The organism is Protofrankia sp. CiP1_Cm_nod2 (assembly GCF_920664355.1).
Lineage (GTDB): Bacteria > Actinomycetota > Actinomycetes > Frankiales > Frankiaceae > Protofrankia.
The window spans coordinates 2,713-3,257 of the sequence record NZ_CAKKTL010000395.1; the positions used below are offsets into that span (position 1 = coordinate 2,713).

Consider the following 545-nt stretch of genomic DNA (forward strand, 5'->3'; position numbering starts at 1 on the left):
TGCGGCCAGCCGCCGAGCGCGCCGGCCGGGCCGGGGCGTCCGCCCGCGTACTGCGACGATCCCGTCCACAACCGGCTGTCGGCCTACCGTCGTCGACGGGAGCTCGCCGGGCAGTCCGGGCCGGGAGCGGCCGGGGCGGGGACAGCTGTCGGCAGGGCCGGCTCGGAGCGCGCCGTGGGCGCGCGGGGGCGGGCCGACGCGCTGGCCGAGCAGATCACCGCGCTGGCCGGCAGCCTCACCCAGGCGCTGGACGCCTTCGCCCGGGAGATGACCGCTCTCGGTGACATAGCCGCCACCGAGGCGCGGGTGGAGACGGTCGAGGCGGAGGCGGCCGAGCGCGTCGCCGAAGCGATCGCCCGGGCCGTGCGCGCCGAGCAGGCCGCCCGGGAGGCGCAGGCCGTCCGGGACGAGTCGGAGGCCGTCGCCGCCGAGGCGGTCGGCGTGGTCGACACGCTGGAGGAGCGGATCACCGCCCTGGAGGCCGAACGCGACGCGGCCGCGGCGGCCCGGGCGCAGGCGCAGGGGGCGCTCGAGCAGGCCCGCGC

At 80.2% G+C, this 545-nt stretch carries 1 pseudogene; it reads left to right on the forward strand.

The window, feature by feature from the left end:
- Nucleotides 1-545 (forward strand): annotated as a pseudogene (locus NBW84_RS23875) (hypothetical protein); the annotation flags it as partial.